Genomic DNA, 18,301 nt, shown 5'->3' on the forward strand with positions numbered 1-18,301 from the left:
TGAGAAGCTAATCAGATAAACTGAAGGCGCACAATATTCACTTTTGTGAATATATTGTGTGCCTTTTTCTATTATATAAACTAAGGGGGCTTAACAATGAAAAAGTGGGGTAAGACAGCGTTTATGAAAAGTACAGGTATTGTATTATCAGCAGTTGTGCTTTTATCAGGGTGTGGTTCGGCAACATCCACTAGTAATTCTGAAGGAAGTGGAGATAAAAAAACAGTTGAGCTGTTAAATGTTTCGTATGATCCAACTAGGGAATTATATCAAGACTTTAATAAAGAATTTGCGAAGTATTGGAAAGAGAAGAATGGGCAAACGGTAAATGTAAAACAATCACACGGAGGATCTGGAAGCCAGGCGCGTTCTGTTATTGATGGTCTAGAAGCAGACGTTGTTACGCTAGCGCTTGCTTATGATATTGATGCGATTAGCAAGAAGAAACAGTTAGCAGAAGACTGGCAGAAGCGATTTGCGGATAATTCAACTCCGTACACATCAACAATTGTATTTCTAGTGCGAAAGGGAAACCCGAAAGGAATTAAAGACTGGGATGATTTAACGAAAAAAGGTGTGTCTGTCATTACGCCTAATCCGAAAACATCAGGCGGAGCACGTTGGAACTATTTAGCCGCGTGGGGATACGCACTGAAAAAATATAATAATAGTGAAGATAAGGCGAAAGAGTTTGTTGGTCAAATTTATAAAAACGTGGAAGTACTTGATTCAGGAGCACGCGGAGCAACGACAACATTTGTTGAAAAAGGAATTGGAGACGTATTAATTGCGTGGGAAAATGAAGCGTTGTTATCACAAAAAGAACTTGGAAAAGATAAATTTGAAATTGTAACCCCTTCTATTAGTGTACTTGCGGAACCACCAGTAGCGGTTGTAGATAAAGTCGTTGATAAAAAAGGAACGAAAAAAGTAGCAGAAGGATATTTGGAATATTTGTACTCAGAAAAAGGGCAAGAAATTGCGGCGAAAAACTTTTATCGTCCTCGTAATGAAAAAGTAGCAGAAAAATATGCATCTCAATTTCCGAAAATCCAATTGTTTACGGTAGATGAATTGTTTGGTGGCTGGAAAAAAGCACAGGAAAAACACTTTAATGATGGCGGCGTATTCGATAAAATGTATCAAAAATAATGAGCGCTGTTAAAGGGGGATGAGGTGAAAGAAGATGAGAAAGAAACGTGTTTTACCAGGGTTTGGATTATCTCTTGGATTTACAATGCTGTATATGAGTTTATTCGTACTTATACCACTTTCTATCGTATTTATTCAAACTTCACAGTTAGGTTGGAAGAAGTTTGCTGGGGTTATAACGAACGAGCGTGTATTACATTCCTATCAAGTTAGCTTGACAACTTCATTTGCAGCGGCCGTTGTAAATGCTATTTTCGGCTTATTAATTGCTTGGGTACTCGTTCGATACACATTTCCAGGGAAACGACTATTAGATGGACTCATTGATTTACCGTTTGCCCTTCCTACAGCTGTAGCTGGTATTACACTTACCACTTTATATGCGGAAAATGGCTGGATTGGAAAATTATTAAGCGTGTTTCATATAAAAGTAGCATTCACACAACTTGGAATAATCGTTGCACTTACTTTTATCGGTTTACCATTTGTCGTTCGGATGGTGCAACCGGTACTGCAAAATATTGATAAAGAAATAGAAGAAGCGGCCTCGAGTTTAGGGGCATCACGCTTTCAAATATTTGTGAAAATCATTTTACCAGAAATCTTTCCCGCTCTTCTGGCGGGTTTTTCACTCGCATTTGCACGAGCATTAGGAGAATACGGATCTGTCGTTTTTATCGCAGGGAATATGCCGATGAAAACAGAAATCGCACCACTGATGATTATGACAAAACTAGAACAATATGATTATGCGGGCGCAACAGCTGTAGCGACTGTCATGCTTATTATTTCTCTCCTTTTCCTTCTTCTTATCAATATGATTCAAAGCTGGAGTAGAAGGCATGAACTGAAAAGCGAATAGGAGGGGAGAAAATGGAACCAACATTACTAGAAAAGAAAATAGTAAAAAGCAAATCACCTAAAAAAGAATCTAGGTTTGTACCAATTGTATTTATTACGATTACAGTTTTATTTTTATCTCTCTTTCTATTACTGCCGCTCATCACGATTTTTCTAAAGGCTTTTGAACGAGGGATTGATGTATACGTTGCAGCCGTAACAGATCAAGAAGCATTTTCGGCAATTCGGTTAACACTTCTCGTTGCATGTATCGTTGTACCGCTTAATACGATATTCGGGATAGCGGCTGCATGGCTTATTACCAAATTTCAGTTTAAAGGAAAACAAATATTGCTTTCTCTTATTGAATTGCCATTTGCTGTGTCACCAGTTATCGCAGGATTAGTATTCGTTTTACTCTTCACACCGAGGGGGGCTCTGGGTGAATGGTTACTCGAACATGGAGTGAAACTCATTTTCTCTGTTCCAGGGATTATTATCGCAACAATCTTTGTAACATTCCCATTCGTTGCACGTGAACTAATTCCAATTATGCAAGCGCAAGGGAAAAGTGAAGAAGAGGCAGCTCTATCACTTGGCGCAAGCGGCTGGAAAATGTTTTGGCGCGTTACGCTTCCAAATATAAAATGGGGTCTTTTATACGGCATGATCCTATGTAATGCCCGTGCTATCGGTGAGTTCGGAGCAGTTTCTGTTGTATCAGGTCACGTACGCGGCGTTACGAATACGATGCCGCTTCACATTGAAATTTTGTACAATGAATATCAATTTTCAGCAGCGTTCGCTGTGGCGACTTTAATGTCACTCATCGCTGTTCTTACGCTCGTTATAAAAAACTGGATTGAATGGAGAATGGAAAAACGACAATAAGGGGGGAGTATGGTGAGTATTCAAATTCAAAATGTATCAAAACAATATGGTACATTTCAGGCGCTAACAGACATTCATTTGGATATTCCAAAAGGCGAACTTGTCGCCTTATTAGGCCCGTCAGGTTCTGGGAAAACGACGTTATTACGAATTATTGCCGGATTAGAAGAAGCGGATGGCGGGTCTGTATCATTTGATGGGGAAGACTTAACGAGCATTCATGTGAAAAATCGGCAAGTTGGCTTCGTCTTCCAGCATTATGCGCTCTTTAAACATATGAATGTATTTGAAAATGTCGCTTTCGGCTTAAAGGTAAGAAAGAAAAGCTTAAGACCATCAGCAACAGTGATAGAAGAAAAAGTAACAGAACTATTGGAACTAGTAAAAATGGATGGTTTCGCCAAACGTTACCCAGCGCAACTATCTGGCGGGCAACGACAGCGTATCGCACTAGCACGGGCACTTGCAGTTGAACCGAAAATTTTATTACTCGATGAACCGTTCGGTGCACTTGATGCAAAAGTGAGAAAAGAATTACGAAGATGGCTTCGAAAACTACATGACGAATTTCAAATTACGAGCGTATTCGTAACGCATGATCAAGAAGAAGCACTAGACGTTGCGGACCGCATCGTTGTCATGAATGAAGGGCGCATTGAACAAATGGGAACACCAGAAGAAGTATATGAAAACCCAGCAAGCCCGTTCGTGTATGACTTTTTAGGAAATGTAAATTTATTTCACGGCCGCGTCCATAAAGGTAAGCTGAATGTAGGATCAGTGGAACTAGAAGCACCAGAGCATAAGCACGTTTCAAACGTAGACGGAGTAGCTTACGTAAGGCCACATCACTTATCCATCTCTCGTACGAAACAAAGCGTAGATGCAATCCCTGCAAAAGTATCATACTCTCACACAGTTGGACCTGTCGTATATGTAGAATTAAAACGAGACGGAACAGATGAGTATTTAGAAGCAGAAATAAGTAAAGAACAGTTCAAACAGCTCAGCATTCAAGCGGGTGATGTTGTATACGTACAGCCGAAAGAAGTGAAGGTGTTTATTCCAGAGGATTTTGTGATTTAATGGTAAGGTGCGGTTCCTGTATGAGTATGTATAGGGACCGTGTTTTTTGTTTTGAGGTATGGATTTTCAGGAGAAATAGGTAATAAAGAAAAGAAATTGAATGGCTTTCATTCCTTTCCTTTCCACTATTTATTCATCGTAAATAAGATAGATATTACATCTTGTTTAATAATTATCTTTATATAAAAATATTTTAATTCATTATAATGAATTATGGAATAGAAAACGGGAAATTGTCGATAAAGAGTCAGAATTGCTATCTTTCCTTAAAGCCTTACATTTTTTTAATTGAGTTTCTTTCTAAAATTCATTAAATTTTTAGGTGAGAAGAAAGTAGATGTCTGTGGATTACCGAAATCATATAAGAATGAGCAAAATATCAGAGAGGTTGTTACATATATACAAGGGAGTTAATGATGATAATAGATTTTATACTTGATTTATATATTTTTGTAATGAGTATTCTCTTTATATGGTTAGGAATTAAAATAGATAAAGAGAGTTATAAAGAAAACCGAATGTTTTTGTCACTTTTCAGTTTCATGGGTTTATTCCCGTTCCTTCTAACTATTAGCTATTATTTGTTTAGAATATTTATGATAGGGCTCGGCGTTATATTGTTGTATGTATTGTTTACTGGAGGTTTTGAGTAATAAACATGAAAAGCCGCTAGAAAATTATATAAAATGTTTAAGGAGGGTTAATGGCTAACATATTATATTTGAAGCCATGGACTAATGAATGTTTAGTTTTTTATTAGGATTAATTAGTGGGATTTTGGAATCTAGTGGATTAGATTCAGGTTTAAACACTAGAAAAATTGATAGAAATATAAAATGTCTTCAAAATTATGAATGGTTTCAGCGAATATATAACGATACTAAATATAGAAAGTTGTTTTTTACCAATTATAAAGTCCGTTCATATTTACAAAGCACTATTAGAGTCAAACTATTAATAAAGAATGAGAAAAATCGGCAGAAGTTTTATGGTGTACTGGAGGTAGGGCATTATGGGGAAAATAAAAGAAGGATTTAATATTAAACTGGAATATTTTAATGAAGACGAGTTGGAAATGTTAAGAGGTAAAATAATTTTCCTCTTAGATGAAAAAATCATTTATGAAGAAGAGACTGATATTATAGAGCCCTTAATACATTTTTTTGATGAGTGGGTAAATCTTTTAAAGTATAACGAGGGTACATTATTCTTGGATAACTATGAGAAGACCTTACATTTTATTCAACAAGAAAATATGATTAATATTAGTAGTAGTAAAGAAATTATTTCAGTTGAAAGAGTACAGTTTTTTAATGTTGTATTTGATTTTTGTAAGGAACATATAGAGAAATTAATTAGTAAAGTACCAGGACATTTTAATTTGAATGCCGCTTATAAACAGATAATTGATCTAGAAAAGCTCGATGAGGACTTCATTACTACTGGAAACTTGAATGTTTATCGGAAATATTCAAGTGAAAGTCGTTATGAAATAAGCTGGAGTGATCTGAAAAATGAAAGAAATATAGAAATTCTTCCTCAATTCTCAAGAGACAACGACTTTTTATATGTTGGAAATGGACCAGCGAATAAGTTTAGTAAAATAGACATGTTGAATAAAAAAACACTTTGGACTGAGCATCTCAACTTTGTTGAGAGTGGAATTGTATTTTGCCAACAAGATGATAAGGTTTTTGTAGGAGATATTAGTAGAGAAGAGGAAGAGTCAAAACTTGTGTGCATGTCTGCAAAAGATGGAAAGAAATTATGGGAGTTAGAGTTGGAAGGAGAAATAAAAGGGGTTTATTTCCTACCAAATAATGTATTAGAAGTAATGGTTGTGATGGATTATGGTTTGAATATCATATTAGATATTCAAACAGGAAAAGAGAAACAGACTGTATATACTGGAATTGGTGGAGAAAATTTGAAGGTGCGACTGTTTTCTGATTATTATGTTCTAATAGGAGAATGTTATGAAGAAGGGGAACTAATAGATCCTTATATAGTTTGTATGACAGCTGTTGACTTAAATAGTAATATTTTATGGAGAGAAAATATTGATTGTCGCCCCAATACTCCCACATATTTAGAAAATCATACGGCTTTAATAGTGGGAGAGGAGGGTATTCAAAGGTGGGATTTGAAAAAAGAATCACCAGAATTAATCTTAGAGATAGATATTGAAGAAGAGGATTATTTATATGTGGTAGCTGATAACTTAAAAATAGGTTTGGTTAGACATATATATGATATGGATGATGTAGTAACACGGAAAACATGCCTTCAATTTTTTGGAGTAGACGATGGTAAGGAAATATATGAATGCTTATTACCAGGTGAAATAAAACTTGAACCTAACTTAGTTGATAATATGTGTGTTGTAGTTATGGATAATGGAAAAGTCTATTGTATAGATTTAGTACATAACCAAGTTAAGTGGGAAACAAGGTTTGCGCATGACGTGATAAGATCTCCGAGATATGTGGAGGATAAGATCTATATGTCTTCACATGAACTTGAAGTAAAATGCTTAGACATAAAATCTGGTAAGGTAGAATTCACATTATATTTACCAAAGTTTATTTTGGAGTCTGATTCCATATATGAGGTAATGAAAACAAATAACTTATTGTATTTTACTTGTATTAGTGGGAATGTGTTTGAAGTACGCGAAAGATAACAAGGTATTTACAAATAAAAAACGATGTGAACTAATATCTATTAGCAAGAGTAAGCATTAAATTCTTAATGGGTGTCTTGAAATCAGGAGTAAGTTCAAAATCAAACATTTAACAAGATGATGCCCATAAATCATAGAAAAACAATGGAGTTTAACATTTTCTTTGAGAGATTTACAAAAGATTACAGGAAATGATGTTTTTATAAATTCACTTTTTGAATGCGATCAAGAAATGGCGTATGAGCTAGCAGCCTTTTCCATTGAAGATTTAGATGATGGCACCAGGTGAGAAAAGTGATGTATTTATAGCTGTTATGTTACCACATATAGATAAGGTAAAGGGAAAAAGGAAGAGCTAACGTAAGCTCTTCCTTTTTTTATATGTTATAAATTAGGATATTCTTTAGAAGTGCTCTATATGGCTGAATGTACATCACAGTTCACGATAATATTCAATTATATATAATTGAAATAAGGTCTTTATAAAACAGTATGCATCTAATTTTAAATGGGGTATTTTTCCTTAAAAGGAGCTTGAAAAGAAGTGGGATAACAGTAATCAGCCATACGAGCTAAAAGGAGAAACCATGGACACATACATTGAAATACACAAACCTGCAACAGAACAGAACGGATATTTTCTAGTGTTAGATGAACATGATAATTTTGAAAATGATAACATCTTGAATCTGTTATCAACAATTAATAGATATATAGTTGATGTTGATACAGGTATGGAACGATTTATGGAAACAATGATGTCGAAATTTCATTTATATCTTTTAGTGAATTGTGATGGGGTTCAAGAAGAATCAACAAAGGTGCAAAATTACATTTGGGAAAAAGCATTAAAAGAGTTCAACTGGAAAAAGTCGACTGTAAAGAGCACGATTTTAATCAATCGTTATGATCCCGCAACGGATATTTTCGATGTGATTTCTCCTGCATGTAATGGAAGCCTCATGTTTCTTTTCTCTGAAAAGGAAGTAAACGAAAATGAGTTAGAGCGTATCATAAAGCATATGAAATTTGAGCGGGCAAGAGTATATTTTAATAAAGAAACAATTGAACTAGCGGGGGAAATGGGGTATATAGTAGGGCATTTTGAAGATGAGTATTATATAGTATCTTTATGTTCGGAAAATCAAGTATTTGTTTGTTATGCGGAAGAACGGATTATGGATTAAAATAAAAGCTACAAAAGTTTCTACGTTGAGAATGAACATGCACTCGAATTTTAGGGTGCGTTTTTTTACAACTTCTATATTTAGAATCAATGAGAGGATTTTCATCTATATGAAAGATATCGTATGTAAAGAGTTAGTAAGTTTTAAGTCTATTGTTGAAGCCTATCAAATTAAAAAAATGAGTTTGGATTACAAACAAAATGTAATTTTGCTAGTACAAGACAATCAGAATCGACCTTGTATTATTTATTTAGATAAAAATAATGTGAATATAAGTAATTTCAATTTAAATGTAGATATTGATGTTGAATCCGTGCTATGTATGCAACGAATCGGAGAGAGATGGTTGTTTATATTTAATTATGAAGATGATAATGCGGTTATTTATAATCCAGATGGAAGTGAATATTGTAAGTTTTATGCCGGAGAAGGGATTCAAGATTGTCAGGTTGATGCGAATGAAGATATATGGATTAGTTATTGTGATGAAGGGGTTTTCGGAGAGTGCCCAATTGGAATAAATGGTATAGTTGCTTTTGATTCTAAAGGTCAATTGATTTTTAATCATTATGATCAATATGTAGAAAGGCTTAATGTGCCTCCTATAGATGATTGTTATGCGATGAACGTTATAGGTGGAGACGTTTGGCTCTATTATTATTCAGAATTTCCTTTAGTTCAAATGAAAGATAAAGAAATTCATATGTCATGGAATGAAATAAATGTAAGTAAGGAAATACGGTCGGAAAGTTTTGCGGTTGCTCAAGACAAAGTAGTATTCATTACGCAAGATAAAAAATTGGTTGTTTATGATTTAAATAATAATCATGTGCATGATATGAATCTTCGTAATGAACTTGGAGAACCGATTCAATTTGTTGCTTATTATAGCCGTGGATCTGTTATGTATTTTCAGATGGACGATACGCTGTATTATGTTGATGCACTTAATATGTGAGGTGATAAATATAAAAAGTGCACCCAACAATCTGGGTGCACTTTTTCATAACCGTTATATATTCCTCTTCATCAATTCCCCAACCTGCGTTGCAACGTACTCAACATCATTATCAATCTCATCCAACACGTAAGATTCCAAAATGCCCATTACAGCTGTTCCTAAAAATTTTAAAACGATATGTTTATCGATGTTTTTATTTACTGACGTATTCGTGTTTAGTTTTTTCTCTAGTTCCCCCATGATGAACGTTAGGAACTTTTTCTGAAATGATAATGTGCTGTTGCTTCTAAATAGCGCTGCGAAAAATGGTTTGTGTTCTTTGAAGTATTCAAACCATATGACAGTTCCTTCTATATAGCCTTTTGTTTGTTTTATGTCGCATATTTCTCTTAATTGATTTAAATGGTCGTCCACAATTTTGTCTAATAAATTGTATTTATCTAGGTAGTGTAGGTAGAAAGTTTTTCTTCCGATGTTCGCTTTTTCTGTAATGTTTTTTACTGTAATTTCGTCAAAGCCATCTTCAATTAACATTTCGATAAATGCGGATTGAATGGCGTTTTGTGATTTTATAATTCTTCTATCGATTTTCTCCATATGATGTTCCTCCGTTATTGATACACATATTTCTTTATGTGTGTATTATCACCCAAATGCGTAAATGTGGTCATTGAAACAAGTGGTTGCTCGCTTTATTATAAATATATACGTGAGTATTAACTCTCACAAGTGTATATTTATAATAAAGTAAGGGTGGTTTTATATATGGCAGTTACGAAGAGAAATGTACGTTTTTATGCAAGAGGATTACAAGTTGCAGGTATTTTAAATATTCCTGTAGGTGCTGAGGAAAAGAAACAAAATGCAGCGATTGTTTGTGTGCATCCAGGTAGTAGCTGTAAAGATCAAACAGCAGGATTGTATGCGGAGAAATTAGCAGAACAAGGTTATGTAACGCTTGCATTTGATGCGTCTTATCAAGGTGAAAGTGAAGGGGCACCGAGATATATGGAAGAACCAGCTGCGCGCGTTGAAGATATTCGCTCAGCGGTAGATTATGTAACTACTCTCCCTTATGTAGATGAAGAACGTATCGGTGTGTTAGGCGTTTGTGCAGGCGGTGGTTATGCGGTAAATGCTGCAATGACGGAGCGCCGTATTAAAGCAGTTGGCACAGTTGTTGGTGCAAATATCGGCCGATTAAATCGTGAAGCTGATCCGATTAGGGTGTTAGAGGCGATTGGTAAACAACGTACCGCTGAAGCACGCGGAGCAGAAGCGATGATTACAAACTGGATTCCTAAAAATCAAGAGGAATTAAAGGCAGCAGGTATGACGGATATAGATATTGTAGAAGCAGTTGAGTATTATACAACACCGCGAGGGCAAAGTGTTAACTCGCCAAATAAGTTAAACTTTACGAGCATGGGATCGGTAATTGGCTTTGATGCGTTCCATTTAGCAGATACATTATTAACACAGCCGTTGCAAATTATTGTCGGCAGTAAGCAAGGTGCATTCAGTTCTTATAAAGATGGTCACGAGTTGTATGAGAAAGCAGCTTCAGAGAAAAAAGATTTACTTGTTGTGGAAGGGGCGAGTCATTATGATTTATATGACCAACCAGAATCAGTTACAATAGCAGTTGAAAAATTAACAAGTTTCTATAACGAAAATCTGTAAAAGTAATTTTGTTTTGAATTGCACCTCTAATTGTTAGGTTTGCATCTAGCAGTTAGAGGTTTTTATTGTGCTTAATATTTACGTTAAACGTGCATAACAAGATATAATAGAAGAAATTAATAAGGAGGCTATCAGTGAAAAATTTTCGGTATCTCAATATATTTACTATTTTAATTGTATACACACTACTCATGTTTTACATCGGCTGGAACGGATGGGTTTGGCTTCATGCGGTGTTCGGCTGGGAATCTTGGGGATATTACGCTTTCGTAGTCGGTTTTATTTCATATGCGTACATTCTCGTGCAAGTGTTTAAGTTTTTGCCATTTCTACGAACGGTCGGTTCAATTTGGTTTGCGGTCATACAATACGCGCTTATGTTATTGCCGTTAGCGGATATTACGGTCTTTCTTTTACAGTTTTCGGTGGAGAAAGAAGCGGCAATTATTTGGACAGGAACGGCCGTGTTACTTACGTTTATCTTTATTTTTGCATATGGGGTATTCAACGCATATAGCCCAGTAGTAAGAAAGTACGAGGTGCACATACCGAAAAAAGTAGAGGGACGTAAAAGCTTACGCATTGCGATGGCTTCGGATATGCATTTCGGTAAATTATCTGGCGTTTCGCATTTAAAAAGACTTGTCCGTCATGTAAATGAGATGGAGCCTGATATTATTTTACTGCCAGGAGATATTATCGATGATCATCCAGGTGTGTTCATTCAAAAAAATATGGGGCCAATTATGAAACAAATGAAAGCCCCACTAGGCGTATATGGTGTGTTAGGAAACCATGAATATTACGGACGAGCGGTTCCGGAATTTTTACAAGAGATGGATAAGATTGATATTCGTATTCTGTTAGATGAAGTGATTACAATTGAAGATGATTTTTATATCGTTGGAAGAAGAGATAAAACAGAGCGAGATCGCCAAAGTTTTGAAAGTTTAATGAGTACGGTAAATAAATCTATGCCTGTTATTGCAATGGATCACCAACCATTTGAGTTGAAACAAGCAGCGAATGCTGGCGTCGATTTACTATTATCCGGTCATACGCACCGCGGACAAATGGCGCCGAATCATATTGTAACGAGAAGAATGTACGAATTAGACTGGGGATACGCACAAAAAGGTGCATTCCACGCGATTGTTTCTTCTGGTTTCGGATTCTGGGGACCACCGCTTCGACTTGGAAGTAGATCTGAGATTGTGCAGGTGGAAGTTACGTTTGAGTAGTGTTATAAAATTTTACTTATTTAGAAGTAGAATCACATACGCAGTAAGCTGAAATTTTCATCCGTTACTAGGATTTGAATTGTAAAAAAAGGATTATACATGACTCATATGTATAATCCTTTTTTGTTTCGCAATCGCGCCCGTTACTTGAATAAAATTTCAATTAGTTGTATTGGATGTGCATTAATTAGTCCATGGACAATAATAATTGCCCATACTTTACGATAACGTGCCCACAAATATCCAAGGAATAGACCTACGATACCAAGGTTCACAATAACCGTAGCGGTATCAATATCCCAATGACCAGAGCCGTGTAATGCAATATGCCAGCTCGCCCATAACAATGAGGTAAGAAGAATAGCCGGCCAAGTACCTAGTAATAATTCCAAACGTGTTTGCAACCAAACCCTATAAAAAAACTCCTCCAGTACACTATTTATAAGAAAGCCTACAAGTAAAATTAATATTAAAACCATGGGTTCCATTTTAGCCGAAATAAATGGTGTAGAGAATGTAGAAAAGAAGTTGAAGTATCCCCATATTATAATGACAATAAGTGGTGCAAAACGATACCATTTAGGATTCTCTATTGATTTCATAGATTTTAGTTTCTCTTTTTGGGGATTACTTTTATAAAACAAAAGAAGCATGAATGGCGTGAATAATAATAAAATGATTTTAAATATCATAAACCAAAATTGTAATGCCATCCCTTCAAAGTTCGTGGTGAGAAGACTAATTGTGAAGAGGGATCCGCTCAAGAACAAGACAATAGCTTGAATCTTGATGCGCCTTTGTTCAAACTGTTGAAGAGGATTATAGTTTTTATGATGAAACGGTAAGAAACGGATAAGGAGTATACCGATCATAACAGGGACCCACTTGTGCCAAAAAGGCACCGTACCCGTATGATCACCACTATAACGAATATTTGTTTCGCCAATCCATATAAGCCAAAGGGATGAAAGCAAAATGACAAGTACACATAATCCACCAATTAACTTCCCCATTTTTGGAAAATAACTGTCCATAGATTCCCGACCTTTCGTACTATAACTGTAAAACTAGTTTTTTCTAAAATCATACGTGTCCGTCTCTACATGTAGTTTATGTTTATTAATCATCACTGTATGATCATCTAACCATTGTACAGTTGCATCTTCTTCACGATAATTCCAGTATATATTTTTCGTGTTCATAAATTTTTTATTATTTGCTACAAGCTCTCCTCGTATAGCAAAACTAGTCGTTGCGCCGCCATTATGTCTGTATATATGTAAAGTATACGTTTTATCTGGGGAGTGTATGGATTGAATCTGTTCACCGCCTGAAACCCCAGATAAAGTGAAGAATTTCCAATATCCTAAACTAATTAATACAATAATGATGAATAGAATGGTGAAGAAAATCTTTTTCATGCTCCCCCTCTTTCCCTTAATAGCTATACCTGTATTAAATCAAAAAGGAATAAAACTGGCAATGTTACCCTTTTTCTCGCCGGAATATGTACGTTTCTATTTCTAGCATTTTGTTCACGATTTGGAATGAAAGTCCACACATTTTTCAATAAAAAAAGGCTCCACATAAGGAGCGCTCAATAAAAATAAATGAATTAAAAGAAATAACAGACATGTATAATATACAACACTAATAATTTATTATCAATATATTTAAATTTAGTATTTATGTTGATGTCGATTTCATAAAAAAGGTACGATTAGAAGACTCTGCTGAAATAAAGGGGGATTATAAGTGGTTATATCAGATGTTATTTACGGTGAGTTTAAAGTGGATCAAGTAGTAGAAGAGTTAATTTTAAGCAAGCCTGTGCAAAGACTAAAAGGCATCCATCAAAACGGTGCAAGTTATTTAATGAGCGAGAAATGGAATGTAACGCGCTTTGATCATTCAGTTGGTGTTATGTTGTTAGTGAAAAAACTAGGTGGTTCAGTAGAAGAACAAATTGCAGGTTTACTGCATGACGTATCACATACTGCTTTTTCCCACGTGATTGATTACGTTTTTCATAATGAGGGTGAAAGTTATCATGAAGAGATATTTAGTTCTGTCGTGAAAAACTCAGAAATTCCAGCGATTCTTTCAAAGTATGGTTATAACTATGAAGATATTTTATTAGATGATTCGAAGTGGACATTACTGGAAAGGTCAGCACCAGAATTATGTGCAGACCGAGTGGATTATACGTTACGAGATATGTATACATATGGGTATGTTTCTTTAGAAGAAGTTCACAGTTTTTTAGAAGATGTCATTGCAGTAGAGGGGAAGATGGTTGTTCAAAGTATCGAAGTAGCAGAATGGTTTACAGAAACGTATTATAAAGAAGTAATCGATTTCTTTATGAAACCAATGAATATTTACGGAAATGATATGTTAGCTAAGACGTTAAAGTTAGCTCTTCATAAAAAGGTTATTCATGCAGATGATTTCCTTCTTGAAGATGATGAGCTTATTTCGAAATTGCAGCAATGTAGTGAGCCAGAAGTACATGCTTTATTAAGAAAAGTTCATTCGAATGTAAAAGTAAAAGAAGATAGAAATGATTATGATTTGTATCAGAAAAATAAAGTCCGTCTTATTGATCCTCCATTTCTTCGTGAAGGTGAAGTTGTTCAATCGTCTGTCGTATCGGAAAAGATAAAACAGATGAGTGAGGTCGCTTATGAAAAAGCGGTGAGAGGGATGTATGTGAAAGTGATTTCTAATTAGTTTATTTAGAATAGGAAAAGGTGTCATCAATTATGATGACACCTTTTCGCTTTAAAGGGTTGTTCGTATGGAAATGTGCTACATTTTTACGATACTACTTTATTTTACCAGAAAAATTCCTTTTATAGTAAAAAATTAAACTTGTAAAGTTTTCCATAGAAAATAATTTGTGAAAAAAGTACTGATTTTTAATGTGACGAAAATAATATATTTTTTCAATAGTCAATTTATAATTATTCGTTATTTATATATAGATTTTTCGATAAAATAAGGTATTTTATAGGTTTTTGTCGTTTTTTGTTGATATTTTTATATTTTGATAAATATAATGTTCGGAATCAGCCATTATAACAGAAAAATTTTAAAAAAACAGAATTGAATCGTATCGCTTATTTTAATATAATTTATTTGTTAATTAATAACATATTTGGGGTGTGATTCTTTATTGCGGCGAGAATTCTTTTTGACATAGGGGGATTTACAAAATGGTTAAAATGGCAAAACCTGAAATGATGGATGAATTAAAAGAAGTGGTTTATAAATTCTTTCCGAAAAATACTGTAAAAGAAGAAGGATTGTACGAGGAGTCCAAAGAGCATAAAAGGTTCGTAGACTTAAAAGAGAGCTTTATAAAAAACGAAAGCTCACAAAAAGAGATATTATCGTTAATCGAGTCAACATTTTGCGATTATCACGTGTCAGATTGTACAGATTTAAACCTATATAATTGTCTAGAATACAATGTGTTACTAAATGGAAAAGAACCGATGTTAAATGATGATATTGATTGGATACGAAAATCGAGAGGCGAGCGCCTTGATTTAGGGGTTTTTGTTAGCTTACTTGATAAATATTATTATTACTACGTATTAAAAACAACATATGATGAAGATGTAAGGGAATGGACTTTTGAAATAATAGATGTAGAAATGGATACTATTTGTGAATTTGCGAAATTAATGAATACAAAAGGATTTATGAGAGTGGAACGAGAGGTTGCTAGAACAGCAATTCCTGATATAGAAACGGAATGTTTACGTATGGGGGAAGTTAATGTATTCCACGCTTTATTTACGGATTCTGTTAGTGAAATATAGGTTTTAGATTAATAAAAGGTTGTGTAGGAAATAGTGGATATTTCCTATACAACCTTTTTAATTTCATTGATCAAACCAATTCCAAACCTCAATATCTCCAAGCGTCGCATAACGAACGTGCGGCGAGTTTTGTAATTTTAATAACTCTTTCGACGGGCCAGTAATGACCATGCCATATACTTTAACGCCGTTATTTTTTACGTACTGATAGCGCTTATCTAAGTTCAGATCTTTTTCACGAGTCCGAGTAGCTTCACTCACAATTTTTTTATGTTCAGAAAGAATGCGCATCATTTCGATTACTTCATCTTCTTTTGTTTTCGGTTGTTCTGCTTCACTATCAGGAAGGTCTATATGTTCTCGAAACCCGATAATCTCTCCGCTATGCAAGATAAAATCGTCTTCATTTATTCTTTCTTGTCCTGTGTTTAAAGCGTACCATAACGGAGTTGGCGGCATTTCTTGTGCTTCAAATGCGCTATATAGAATTGATTCGACTTCTTGTAACGTATAAGGTTTGTCAAAAGATAGCGCTACTTCTGCAACTGTTCCCTCATGTATCTTTCCAAGTGTATCCCACACTTTTTTAGATGATTCTTTCAAAGAAGCAGCTTCCTTGATTTTTGGATGAACAAAGGAAAGTTTTTTTGAATAGGCTCTGTTTTCCCAAGATGGATTTTTGACAGTAACAGACGATAAGAAACTACGTGTTGTTACTGTCCCAATTGGAAATTCTTTTTTGCCGACCGTTTTAAATAAATTCATTTCATTTTCTGTACGGAAAAAAGGTTTAACCTTCGTACTTTCTCCAACGGAACGACTATTTGGCATTGTTGCTTCTAATGCGAGTGCTGGAATCTCATCTACTTCAGCTAATTTTTTCATATTATAGAAGTAAAAAGATGATGAAAAATGACCAACAAAATAGATTGCTATACAAACAGCAAGGACAAAACTAACGGTTTGCCAACGCTGTTTCCATTTTATTTTCCAAAACGGGACTTTCAGATTTTGTGGAGGTAGTCTTTTCTTTATTGGTTCACTCTTCGAAAGCAACTCATCTAAGTAAACTTCACACTCTTCACATGTCTCAATATGACTTTCTAACTCTTCTTGTTCATCATGCGTGAGCGTTCCGTTTTCGTACTTCTCCCATAGTTTTTTAAACTCTGTACAACCCATCCTTATCACTCCTTTATATTTCTCGTTTCTTTTCGTCCCCTGTGTAATTCAATTTTCACTTTCGCTAGTGAGAGACCAGTCATTTCTGCTATTTCCTTATACGAGAATCCGTAGTAATCTCGTAGTAGCAGGACATTTCGTCTTTCAAGGGGAAGGGAAGATAAGTTGTCTAACCAACTAGCAATCTCATGTTTTACGAAATAAGAGTGCTCTGTACTTGGTACGTTTGGTAAATGGAACTCTTCAACTGTCGTTGTTTTATATCTGTTTTCTTTTCGATACCAATCGATAAAGGCGTTGTAGGCAATTGTAAATAACCACGGCCTTATTTCTTCTCCTTTATAGTAGTCAATATGGACGAGCATTCGGTAAAATGTTTCTTGCATGAGATCTTCCGCGTAGTGGGAATCTCCGGTTAGGGAGAGAAGATAGCGAAATAAGTCGTGCATATGCTCGGAGTAAATGTCTTCTAATGACTGTTTGCGTTTCACTACATTTCCCTCCCTTCATACATAACAACGAAATACATATAAAAAAGTTACATTTGTTTTTAAAATTATAGTAAAAAACGTCAAGAATTGGATAGGATTCTCTTTTATCATAATACATATAAGGCGGGTGAACAGAGATGGAAAGCTATGAAACACAAATTCAAAGGTCCATTGATTATATTGAAGAAGATGTAATGGAAAAACAGACGCTGCGTAATTTAGCACGTATTGCAGGTTTTTCTGAGTCGCATTTTCATCGTGTATTTCAGGCGTTAGTAGGTGATACAGTAATGGAGTATGTTCGAAAGAGGAGGTTAGCCCGGGCAGCTTATCAACTTTCTCATACGGATGAAAAAGTTATTGATATCGCATTTGAGCATGGCTTTCAATCTCACGAAACGTTCACAAGAGCCTTTAAAAAAATATTTCAAATGACACCGAGTGAATATCGAAAACAAGAAATAGAAACACCGATGTATTACAGCGTGAATGTAAAGCAAAGAAAATTAAATCCGTATTTAGGAGGCATACAAATGGAATATCGTATTGTAAATAAACCAGAATTTTTAATGGCGGGTTATGAACTGAAGACGACAAGTAAAGAAGGGAAAAACCATCAAGACATCCCAGCATTTTGGCAAGAATATTTACAAAAAGATCTTGGAACAACGATTCCGAATCGTAAAGATACGAGTCAATGGGTAGAGCTTGGATTATGTACTGATTTTAATTTAGAAACAGGCGATTTCACTTATATTATCGGAATGGAAGTTACAGGCTTTGAAAATGTACCAAATGAAGTTGCGAAGCGTACTTTCCCAGCAGCGACATATGCTGTATTTACAACGCCGAAAGTTCCTCATGAAGAAATGGTATCGTCTATTCACCAAACGTGGAATGCTGTATTCTCAGAATGGTTCCCGCATTCAGGATACGAACATTGCGGCGTTAATGAATTTGAACTATATGATGAGCGTTCTCATGCAGATAAAAGCGAGTTCGCCCAAATTGAACTTTGGATACCAGTGAAGAAGAAATAATAGAAAGAAAAGCGAGTCACTGAGTGGTTCGCTT

At 35.1% G+C, this 18,301-nt stretch carries 17 protein-coding genes and 1 pseudogene; 13 read left to right on the forward strand and 5 right to left on the reverse strand.

Annotated features, from left to right (window positions below):
* Positions 1–96: 96 nt before the first annotated feature.
* The 8 genes and pseudogenes from BAQ44_RS10025 to BAQ44_RS30325 all read left to right on the forward strand — a co-directional run bounded on the left by BAQ44_RS10025 (position 97) and on the right by BAQ44_RS30325 (position 8,797).
* Positions 97–1,152, forward strand: a complete 1,056-nt coding sequence (locus tag BAQ44_RS10025; protein WP_071721570.1) for a sulfate ABC transporter substrate-binding protein — start codon at positions 97–99, stop codon at positions 1,150–1,152.
* Between the two features lie 34 nt (positions 1,153–1,186).
* Entirely contained in the window at positions 1,187–2,014 is an 828-nt protein-coding gene (cysT, locus tag BAQ44_RS10030; protein ID WP_071721571.1) for a sulfate ABC transporter permease subunit CysT, read from the forward strand.
* Positions 2,015–2,025: 11 nt separating this feature from the next.
* Complete coding sequence (gene cysW, locus BAQ44_RS10035; protein ID WP_048545281.1) at positions 2,026–2,883, forward strand: sulfate ABC transporter permease subunit CysW; 858 nt, start codon at positions 2,026–2,028, stop codon at positions 2,881–2,883.
* Between the two features lie 12 nt (positions 2,884–2,895).
* On the forward strand, positions 2,896–3,969 hold the full coding sequence (locus BAQ44_RS10040; protein WP_071721572.1) for a sulfate/molybdate ABC transporter ATP-binding protein: 1,074 nt from the start codon (positions 2,896–2,898) through the stop codon (positions 3,967–3,969).
* 1,012 nt (positions 3,970–4,981) lie between these two features.
* Complete coding sequence (locus tag BAQ44_RS10055) at positions 4,982–6,652, forward strand: outer membrane protein assembly factor BamB family protein (protein ID WP_071721575.1); 1,671 nt, start codon at positions 4,982–4,984, stop codon at positions 6,650–6,652.
* A gap of 163 nt (positions 6,653–6,815) precedes the next feature.
* Positions 6,816–7,011 (forward strand): annotated as a pseudogene (locus tag BAQ44_RS31400) (hypothetical protein); the annotation flags it as partial.
* A gap of 228 nt (positions 7,012–7,239) precedes the next feature.
* Positions 7,240–7,839: a hypothetical protein gene (locus tag BAQ44_RS10065; protein ID WP_071721576.1), complete on the forward strand. Its 600-nt coding sequence runs from the start codon at positions 7,240–7,242 to the stop codon at positions 7,837–7,839.
* 109 nt (positions 7,840–7,948) lie between these two features.
* Positions 7,949–8,797, forward strand: a complete 849-nt coding sequence (locus BAQ44_RS30325; protein ID WP_071721577.1) for a YxiH-YxzG fusion protein — start codon at positions 7,949–7,951, stop codon at positions 8,795–8,797.
* A gap of 54 nt (positions 8,798–8,851) precedes the next feature.
* On the opposite strand, the gene BAQ44_RS10075 is transcribed toward BAQ44_RS30325, so the two are convergent.
* Entirely contained in the window at positions 8,852–9,397 is a 546-nt protein-coding gene (locus BAQ44_RS10075; protein ID WP_071721578.1) for a TetR/AcrR family transcriptional regulator, read from the reverse strand.
* A gap of 168 nt (positions 9,398–9,565) precedes the next feature.
* Between BAQ44_RS10075 and BAQ44_RS10080 the strand changes: the two genes are divergently transcribed.
* Positions 9,566–10,483, forward strand: coding sequence for an alpha/beta hydrolase (locus BAQ44_RS10080; RefSeq protein ID WP_071721579.1), 918 nt, complete (start codon positions 9,566–9,568; stop codon positions 10,481–10,483).
* Between the two features lie 134 nt (positions 10,484–10,617).
* Positions 10,618–11,724: a metallophosphoesterase gene (locus BAQ44_RS10085; protein WP_071721580.1), complete on the forward strand. Its 1,107-nt coding sequence runs from the start codon at positions 10,618–10,620 to the stop codon at positions 11,722–11,724.
* Between the two features lie 143 nt (positions 11,725–11,867).
* Here the strand turns inward: BAQ44_RS10085 and BAQ44_RS10090 are convergent, their stop codons facing one another.
* Both BAQ44_RS10090 and BAQ44_RS10095 read right to left on the reverse strand, forming a co-directional pair.
* Positions 11,868–12,758 (reverse strand): CPBP family intramembrane glutamic endopeptidase, encoded by an 891-nt coding sequence (locus BAQ44_RS10090; RefSeq protein ID WP_071721581.1) that lies wholly within the window; start codon positions 12,756–12,758, stop codon positions 11,868–11,870.
* Between the two features lie 33 nt (positions 12,759–12,791).
* Complete coding sequence (locus BAQ44_RS10095; protein WP_071721582.1) at positions 12,792–13,145, reverse strand: DUF5412 family protein; 354 nt, start codon at positions 13,143–13,145, stop codon at positions 12,792–12,794.
* A gap of 334 nt (positions 13,146–13,479) precedes the next feature.
* On the opposite strand from BAQ44_RS10095, the gene BAQ44_RS10100 reads away from it, so the two are divergent.
* Together BAQ44_RS10100 and BAQ44_RS10105 are read left to right on the forward strand one after the other, a co-directional pair.
* Positions 13,480–14,457: an HD domain-containing protein gene (locus tag BAQ44_RS10100; RefSeq protein WP_071721583.1), complete on the forward strand. Its 978-nt coding sequence runs from the start codon at positions 13,480–13,482 to the stop codon at positions 14,455–14,457.
* Positions 14,458–14,942: 485 nt separating this feature from the next.
* Positions 14,943–15,554, forward strand: a complete 612-nt coding sequence (locus BAQ44_RS10105) for a hypothetical protein (protein WP_071721584.1) — start codon at positions 14,943–14,945, stop codon at positions 15,552–15,554.
* 63 nt (positions 15,555–15,617) lie between these two features.
* Here the strand turns inward: BAQ44_RS10105 and BAQ44_RS10110 are convergent, their stop codons facing one another.
* The gene (locus BAQ44_RS10110; protein ID WP_071721585.1) at positions 15,618–16,736 is read right to left on the reverse strand and encodes an anti-sigma factor; all 1,119 of its coding nucleotides are present in this window, start codon (positions 16,734–16,736) and stop codon (positions 15,618–15,620) included.
* Positions 16,737–16,741: 5 nt separating this feature from the next.
* Positions 16,742–17,227 (reverse strand): RNA polymerase sigma factor, encoded by a 486-nt coding sequence (locus tag BAQ44_RS10115; RefSeq protein ID WP_063261977.1) that lies wholly within the window; start codon positions 17,225–17,227, stop codon positions 16,742–16,744.
* Between the two features lie 137 nt (positions 17,228–17,364).
* Between BAQ44_RS10115 and BAQ44_RS10120 the strand changes: the two genes are divergently transcribed.
* A complete protein-coding gene (locus BAQ44_RS10120; RefSeq protein ID WP_071721586.1) occupies positions 17,365–18,267 on the forward strand; it encodes an AraC family transcriptional regulator in 903 nt (300 codons plus the stop codon).
* The last annotated feature ends 34 nt before the right edge of the window (positions 18,268–18,301 follow it).

It is taken from the genome of Bacillus mobilis (genome assembly GCF_001884045.1).
Lineage (GTDB): Bacteria > Bacillota > Bacilli > Bacillales > Bacillaceae_G > Bacillus_A > Bacillus_A mobilis.